This is a genomic window from Alkalibacterium sp. m-11 (genome assembly GCF_054658155.1).
Genome location: NZ_BAAGIR010000006.1, coordinates 39,548 through 46,109, shown reverse-complemented (window position 1 = coordinate 46,109; position 6,562 = coordinate 39,548). Strand labels below are relative to the sequence as shown.

General features: G+C 44.2%; 6 protein-coding genes and 1 riboswitch. Of the genes, 5 read left to right on the top strand and 1 reads right to left on the bottom strand.

Annotated features, from left to right (window positions below):
• Positions 1 to 230 precede the first annotated feature (230 nt).
• On the bottom strand, positions 231 to 983 hold the full coding sequence (locus ACYQ2O_RS01580) for a DeoR/GlpR family DNA-binding transcription regulator (protein ID WP_346025455.1): 753 nt from the start codon (positions 981 to 983) through the stop codon (positions 231 to 233).
• Between the two features lie 220 nt (positions 984 to 1,203).
• A riboswitch (Lysine riboswitch) is annotated at positions 1,204 to 1,383 on the top strand.
• Between the two features lie 110 nt (positions 1,384 to 1,493).
• Between ACYQ2O_RS01580 and ACYQ2O_RS01575 the strand changes: the two genes are divergently transcribed.
• The 5 genes from ACYQ2O_RS01575 to dapD all read left to right on the top strand — a co-directional run bounded on the left by ACYQ2O_RS01575 (position 1,494) and on the right by dapD (position 6,524).
• Positions 1,494 to 2,696 (top strand): aspartate kinase, encoded by a 1,203-nt coding sequence (locus ACYQ2O_RS01575; RefSeq protein ID WP_346025454.1) that lies wholly within the window; start codon positions 1,494 to 1,496, stop codon positions 2,694 to 2,696.
• Positions 2,697 to 3,195: 499 nt separating this feature from the next.
• Positions 3,196 to 4,185 (top strand): aspartate-semialdehyde dehydrogenase, encoded by a 990-nt coding sequence (locus ACYQ2O_RS01570; RefSeq protein ID WP_459795861.1) that lies wholly within the window; start codon positions 3,196 to 3,198, stop codon positions 4,183 to 4,185.
• A 1-nt stretch (position 4,186) separates the two neighbouring features.
• Positions 4,187 to 5,068, top strand: a complete 882-nt coding sequence (gene dapA / locus ACYQ2O_RS01565; RefSeq protein ID WP_459770670.1) for a 4-hydroxy-tetrahydrodipicolinate synthase — start codon at positions 4,187 to 4,189, stop codon at positions 5,066 to 5,068.
• A gap of 1 nt (position 5,069) precedes the next feature.
• Complete coding sequence (gene dapB, locus ACYQ2O_RS01560; protein WP_459795860.1) at positions 5,070 to 5,804, top strand: 4-hydroxy-tetrahydrodipicolinate reductase; 735 nt, start codon at positions 5,070 to 5,072, stop codon at positions 5,802 to 5,804.
• 3 nt (positions 5,805 to 5,807) lie between these two features.
• Positions 5,808 to 6,524 carry a 2,3,4,5-tetrahydropyridine-2,6-dicarboxylate N-acetyltransferase gene (gene dapD / locus ACYQ2O_RS01555; protein ID WP_346025450.1) on the top strand — a complete coding sequence of 239 codons (717 nt, stop codon included), beginning with the start codon at positions 5,808 to 5,810 and terminating at the stop codon, positions 6,522 to 6,524.
• Positions 6,525 to 6,562: the final 38 nt, after the last annotated feature.

Here is a 6,562-nt window from a genome sequence, read left to right as displayed (position 1 = left end):
ATCTTTCGGGAACAGTGTTCTACAGTACACGGACTAATACTGTAGAAGTGATTTTACATATCTCGAAAAACTTCAAAAAAACGAAGTTTTTTAAACATGCCTTCTTATACTTCTCGTTGCTTTACTGGATCTGTTATAAAGCTGTTTAATCCAGACAAGGATTGGATTATATTACCTTCATCGACAGAAATCATCATACGAGCAACGAGAAATTTGGGAAACATAATTTTTCATAGATTATTGGGAGTTACCACTTTAGTTAATTCTGCGACTGTTCTATGTTCTTCTGCAAGAGATGTGGTAATGACTGCACAATCGTCTATGTCTGCCACTTTAGCAAACGTGACTTCATTAAATTTAGTCGGGTCTGCTAATACATACGTCGCATTTGACTGTCGGATGGCTTTTTTCTTCACAGCTGCCTCTTCAACATCCGGTGTAGTAAAGCCTGCTTCTGGATCGACACCATTCATACCCAAGAATGCTTTGGTAAAATGGTATTCTCCCAGCTGATCTGCCGCAACTGATCCGATGACCGCTTTTGTCCGTTTCTTAATGCGCCCGCCGATAAGTATCGCTTCGATCTGGTAATCGGCCAGACGTGCTGCATGGGGCACACCATTCGTTACTACCGTAATATCCTTATCCGCAAGCAGTGGTATCATCTCATAGGTTGTCGATCCTGCGTCCAGAAAAACCACCTCATGTTCTTCAATCAGTGCAATTGCTTTTCTGGCTATCGCCTGCTTCTCATGAGTGTTTTTGACTGTTTTGTCTTCCATTGATGCCTCATCAGTCGGCTGACGCTTTCTTCTGGCTCCTCCATGAATACGTACCAGCCTGTCCTGATTTTCAAGCTCGGTCAAGTCCCGTCTAATTGTGGATTCAGAATGGTTAAGTTGATCGATCAGTTCTTGTACTGTGATCGTATTTTTTTCATTCAGCACCTTCAGTATATAAGCATATCTGTCTTCTGTAAGCACTTACCTCACCTCTTCACTATTGAATTTTAACATATAAAACGGTCACAAACAATATTAAACGGTCACTTTCAACCAAAACCATTCATAGTTACATAATGACTGAACTACTAGTCGATTGTTCTCTCTAGAAAATGCAATTAATTCAAAATAACATTTTACATCTCTAAGCATATTTGATAAGCTATTAATCAGGAACATTAAATTTATACAATTAAAGATTAGAACTGGATGAGGCGCGGAAATCATGAGTACTTATTTCATAAAGACCTGTAAGTCTGAAATAAGGAAAGGGAAATCTGCCGAAATGACTTATTATTTACAGAGGATAAGTTGTTGGGTTGCATATGAACAATATGCAGACTGCCGCATAGCGTGTGCTTAACGGAGTGCTTCCACTTGTTTATGATAGGTTATTTAAAACAAGTCGGCATTCCCGGCTTGTTTTTTTTATAGTCAAAAAGCTGCACGGTTGAAGCCGTCCGTTTTATCCAATCTGATAAAGGAGCGCCTATGAAAAGAAGTGTACTAAAGTTCGGTGGATCAAGTGTGGCCGACTTCTCAAAAATAAAAAATATTGCGCAGTACATTAAGGAGCGTGTAGAAGCTGACGAGCAGCTAGTTGTCGTTGTCTCTGCTATGGGAAAGACTACTGACCAGCTTCTGGCATCAGTTAATGAACTGACATCTAAACCGAATGACAAAGACCTAGCGATGCTTCTGACGACAGGTGAACAGCAGACCATCTCTTTCCTGTCGCTGGCACTCAATGATCTGAACGTCAACGCCAAACCGCTCACAGGCTACCAGGCCGGCATCGAAACGATTGGTAAACACCTTAAAAGTAAGATTTCATCAATCAAGACTGATCTGCTTGAACAGTTGTTTGAAGAGCAGAACATACTGATTGTAGCCGGATTTCAAGGATTCAATAAGGCCGGTGAACTGACGACCCTTGGCAGAGGCGGATCCGACACGACCGCTGTTGCCATTGCATCCGCCCTTGACTGCCCATGTGAGATTTACACCGATGTGACTGGAGTCTTTTCTACAGATCCTCGTGTCTATCCTGAAGCCAAGAGATGGGACACGATCTCTTTTGAAGAAATGATGGAAATGTCAGCTCTTGGTGCCGGTGTACTGGAGACTAGAAGCGTGGAACTGGCCAATAATCACAATATCCCTATTTATCTTGGAAAAACACTCTCTAATGAGAAAGGAACATGGATCGTGCCGAATGATCAAATGCTCGAAAGAAAAGCCGTGACAGGTGTAGCTCTGGATAAAGAGATGGCTCACGTCACTATCACCTACCCTAACGAAAGTCAGTCCTTCCTGCATGACTTGTTCATCAAACTGGAAGAAGCTGAAATCAATATCGATATGATTTCTCAGATTCAGAATCAGGATGGCCTTCAGCTGTCATTTACATTCAAGGAATCTGAAGAAAGAGAACTGAACGAACTGTTCGACTCGCTTAAGTCGGATTATGATCATCTCTATGTTAAAATCGAAACAACTTACTGCAAAGTATCAGTCATCGGGGCAGGAATGAGAGACATGACTGGTATCGCATCAAAAATTTTTAAGACTTTGATAGAATCTGATATCCCCTTCTATCAGGTCACTACATCAGAAATTAGTGTCTCCTATGTAGTCGATGGAGAAAACGGTGAAAAAGCCACACGTATACTCTGTCAGACATTTGATTTATAAGAAAAGCTTCACGTACCGCTAAGCCTCGACAAGAAAATACCTTAGTATCTGTTCGAGCTTCAGCTCTTACAGATATACTTGAGATCGACCGAGCGATAGCGAGTAGACCTTACAAGTTGTAGTGCTTTAGCACGTACAACTATTGTTGTGATCGACCGAGCGATAGCGAGTAGACCTTACAAGTTGTAGTGCTTTAGCACGTACAACTATTGTTGAGATCGACCGAGCGATAGCGAGTAGAGGAAATGTGCCCCGAATTGCTGTGACTCTAGCATTTCCAATGCGTAGAGACAGAGTATGCGGAAGAAGAGCATCCTGCGCAATGGGTACATTTATCTTTTTCTCGAGAGGCTGGTACGTCCTTACAAGTTGTAGTGCTTCAGCACGTACAACTATTGTTGTGATCGACCGACCAACGGGAGTAGTTAAGCTAGACAACACTTCAACACTTTGAAACTTATTTTTTGATTTATAAGAATTGCGAAAGGATGATTTAACTATGGTATCACTAGCTCTAGTCGGAGCGACCGGCTTAGTCGGTCAGACCATGCTTCAGCTCCTGGACGAGGAATTAATTCCTTTTGATTCCCTTACCCTGTATTCATCAGCCCGTTCAGCTGGAAAAGAAGTAACCTTTAAAGGAAACACGTATATAGTAGAAGAACTGACAGAAGAACACGTCAGAAACAGTCAGTATGATTACGTGTTGATGTCTGCCGGAGGAGGAACAAGTCTCGAGTACGCTCCTATCTTTGAAGAAACAGGTGCAGTCATCATTGATAACTCGAGTGCCTGGAGAATGGATGATTCAGTAGACCTGGTCGTTCCTGAGGTCAACCGCGCATCACTGAAGCGTAAGCTGATTGCCAATCCAAACTGCTCCACTATTCAGTCTGTGGTCCCTTTGAAACCTTTAGCCGATAATTTCGGTGTCACTCGTGTCGCCTATACAACCTATCAGTCTGTATCAGGGTCCGGATGGAAAGGGATAGAGGATTTGGACCGCGGAGAAAAAGGAGAAAAACCTCAGAACTACAACCACCCAATCTATCACAACGTCATTCCACAGATCGATGTCTTTATGGAAGACGGTTATACTAAAGAAGAACAGAAAATGATCAAGGAAACTCAGAAAATACTAAATCAGCCCAATTTAGACGTGACGGCAACGTGCGTTCGCGTACCTGTTCCTCACGCACATGCAGTAGCCATGAACGTGACACTGGAAAAAGAAGTAAGTGTGGAAGAAATCAGACAATCGCTCGAAGGCTTTCCTTCTGTTGTACTGATGGATGACCCTGAAAACGAAATTTACCCTACACCGCTTGATGCTGCTCATAAAAAAGGCGTTTACGTCGGACGGATCAGAAAAGATCCAAGTCTGCCGAACTCGTATCATTTATGGTCAGTAAGCGACAATATACTGAAAGGCGCCGCTTGGAATGCCGTTCAGATACTTGACCAACTGATTAAAGGAGAGGAAAACTGATATGACCCGTTTATTTACAGGAACAGCTGCAGCCGTCACGACCCCTTTCATTGACGGTGCAGTCGACTACGATGCATTACGTGCCCACCTTAACTTTTTAAAAGAAAACAGTATCCAGTCTTTTGTCATTAATGGAACAACTGGAGAAGGCTCGACTTTGACAGCAGAAGAAAAACGCAATTGTCTGAAGATTGCTCTGGAAGTAGCCGACAAAGATATTCCAGTCATTGCCGGAACAGGATCGAACAATACAGCTCAGACGATCGCTGCATCTAAGGAAGCAGAAGCCCTTGGTGTCGATGCCCTGCTCGTTATTACGCCTTACTACAACAAGACTAGTCAGAAAGGTCTTGTTGCACACTTTACAGCCGTTGCAGATGCCGTGTCGATTCCTGTCGTCTTATACGATGTCCCGTCTCGTACCGGCATGACGATTGCTCCTGAAACACTTGAGCTTCTGGATAAACACGATAATATCGTTGCCTTGAAAGATGCTACAGGCGACTTTGCGCACTTTAGCCGGCTTCAGGCAGTGGTAGACGACAGCTTCTCTTTCTACAGTGGAAACGATGACCTGGCTCTTCCCTACTTCGCACAGGGTGGACATGGCATCATCTCAGTACTGGCCAATGCCTTGCCAAATGAATACCAAAAATTGTTTGAGCAGGCGACTACTGATCACAAAGCAGCCCTTGAGACCCATCAGCTGCTTTTCCCGTTAGTGGATGCATTAGGTGTGGATGTCAATCCTATTCCTATCAAGGCTCTTGTCAGTCACCTGGGTTATGGCGAATACGAAATGAGACTGCCTCTTGTAAAATTGGAAGAAAAAGATTCAGACGTGCTGATCAGCTTGTTTGATTCCATCAGAAAGGACGGGTAATATGAAGCTGTTGTTAGTCGGTTATGGCGCAATGAATAAACGTGTCGCTGCACTGGCGGAAAAAGGCGGGCATTCGATCGCCGGTGTGATCACACCAGTCGAAGAAGAGAACTGCCCTTACCCTCTTTTCACATCCTTTGATGATCAGCTGCCTGAAGCGGACGTTCTGATCGACTTTTCTCATCCGGATCTGACCAAGCGCATGCTGCAGTCTGATTTGACTGTCCCGATGGTCATTGCGACGACCGGAGAAAAAGATACCCTGGTCAAACTGATGCAGGAAAAGGCGGAGTCCGCTCCAGTCTTCTTTTCTGCCAACATGAGCTATGGGGTGCATATCGTCACTCAACTGCTCGAGCACATCGCACCGCTTATGGACGCTTACGATATCGAAATGATCGAAAAGCACCATAATAAAAAAATCGATGCGCCAAGCGGAACATTGATCAAGCTGCTTGATGCGATCAAGGATAACGGCCGTCAGGATGCCAGGGAAGTTTACGACCGCAGTCAGGTCACCGAAAAAAGAGACAAGAAAGACATCGGCATTTCCACCATCCGCGGCGGAACGATCGTCGGTGAACACGAAGTCCTGTTTGCGGGTGTAGATGAAGTCATTTCCATCAAGCATACGGCTCAATCCAAAGACATTTTCGCCAACGGTGCCTTGACAGTGGCCGAAAAACTGATCAACAAAACTAATGGGTTTTATACCTACAATAATTTAGGAGTGTAAATAATGAAAGAATTCAGCGCAAAAGAAATCATCCAGTACATCAGTGACTCAGAAAAGACGACCCCTCTAAAAATATATGTGAACACAGCTATGAAGAAAGACGAATTTCCCGATACGTTCAAAGTCTTCGGATCTGATGGCAGCTATACAATTTTCGCTGACTTGAACGACTGGAAACCCTTCTTCAATGAAAACAGTGACGCATTAGCTGATCTGGTCATTGAGCAGGATCGTCGTAATTCAGCTATTCCATTACTCGATGCAACAGAAGTCAACGCCCGCATCGAACCGGGTTCATTCATCAGAGAACATGCGGTCATCGGTGACAGTGCAGTCATTATGATGGGCGCAGTCATAAATATAGGTGCTGTCGTCGGAGAAGGCACTATGATCGACATGGGTGCTATTCTTGGTGGTCGTGCGATCACTGGTAAGAATGTTCACGTTGGAGCCGGTGCCGTTCTTTCAGGAGTCATCGAACCTGCCAGCGCCAAGCCGGTCGTCGTTGAAGACAATGTACTGATTGGTGCAAATGCTGTAGTGCTTGAAGGCGTCACGATCGGTAAGGGCTCAGTCGTTGCTGCAGGTGCGATCGTCACAGAAGATGTTCCTGAAAACACTGTCGTTGCCGGTGTCCCTGCCCGCAAGATCAAAAACACAGATGAAGTCGAATCGGATAAAGTGGCTATTATTTCTGCGCTTAGACAGTTGAAGAAATAAGATCATCATCAGATAACTTTAATTACACAAGCAGCTCG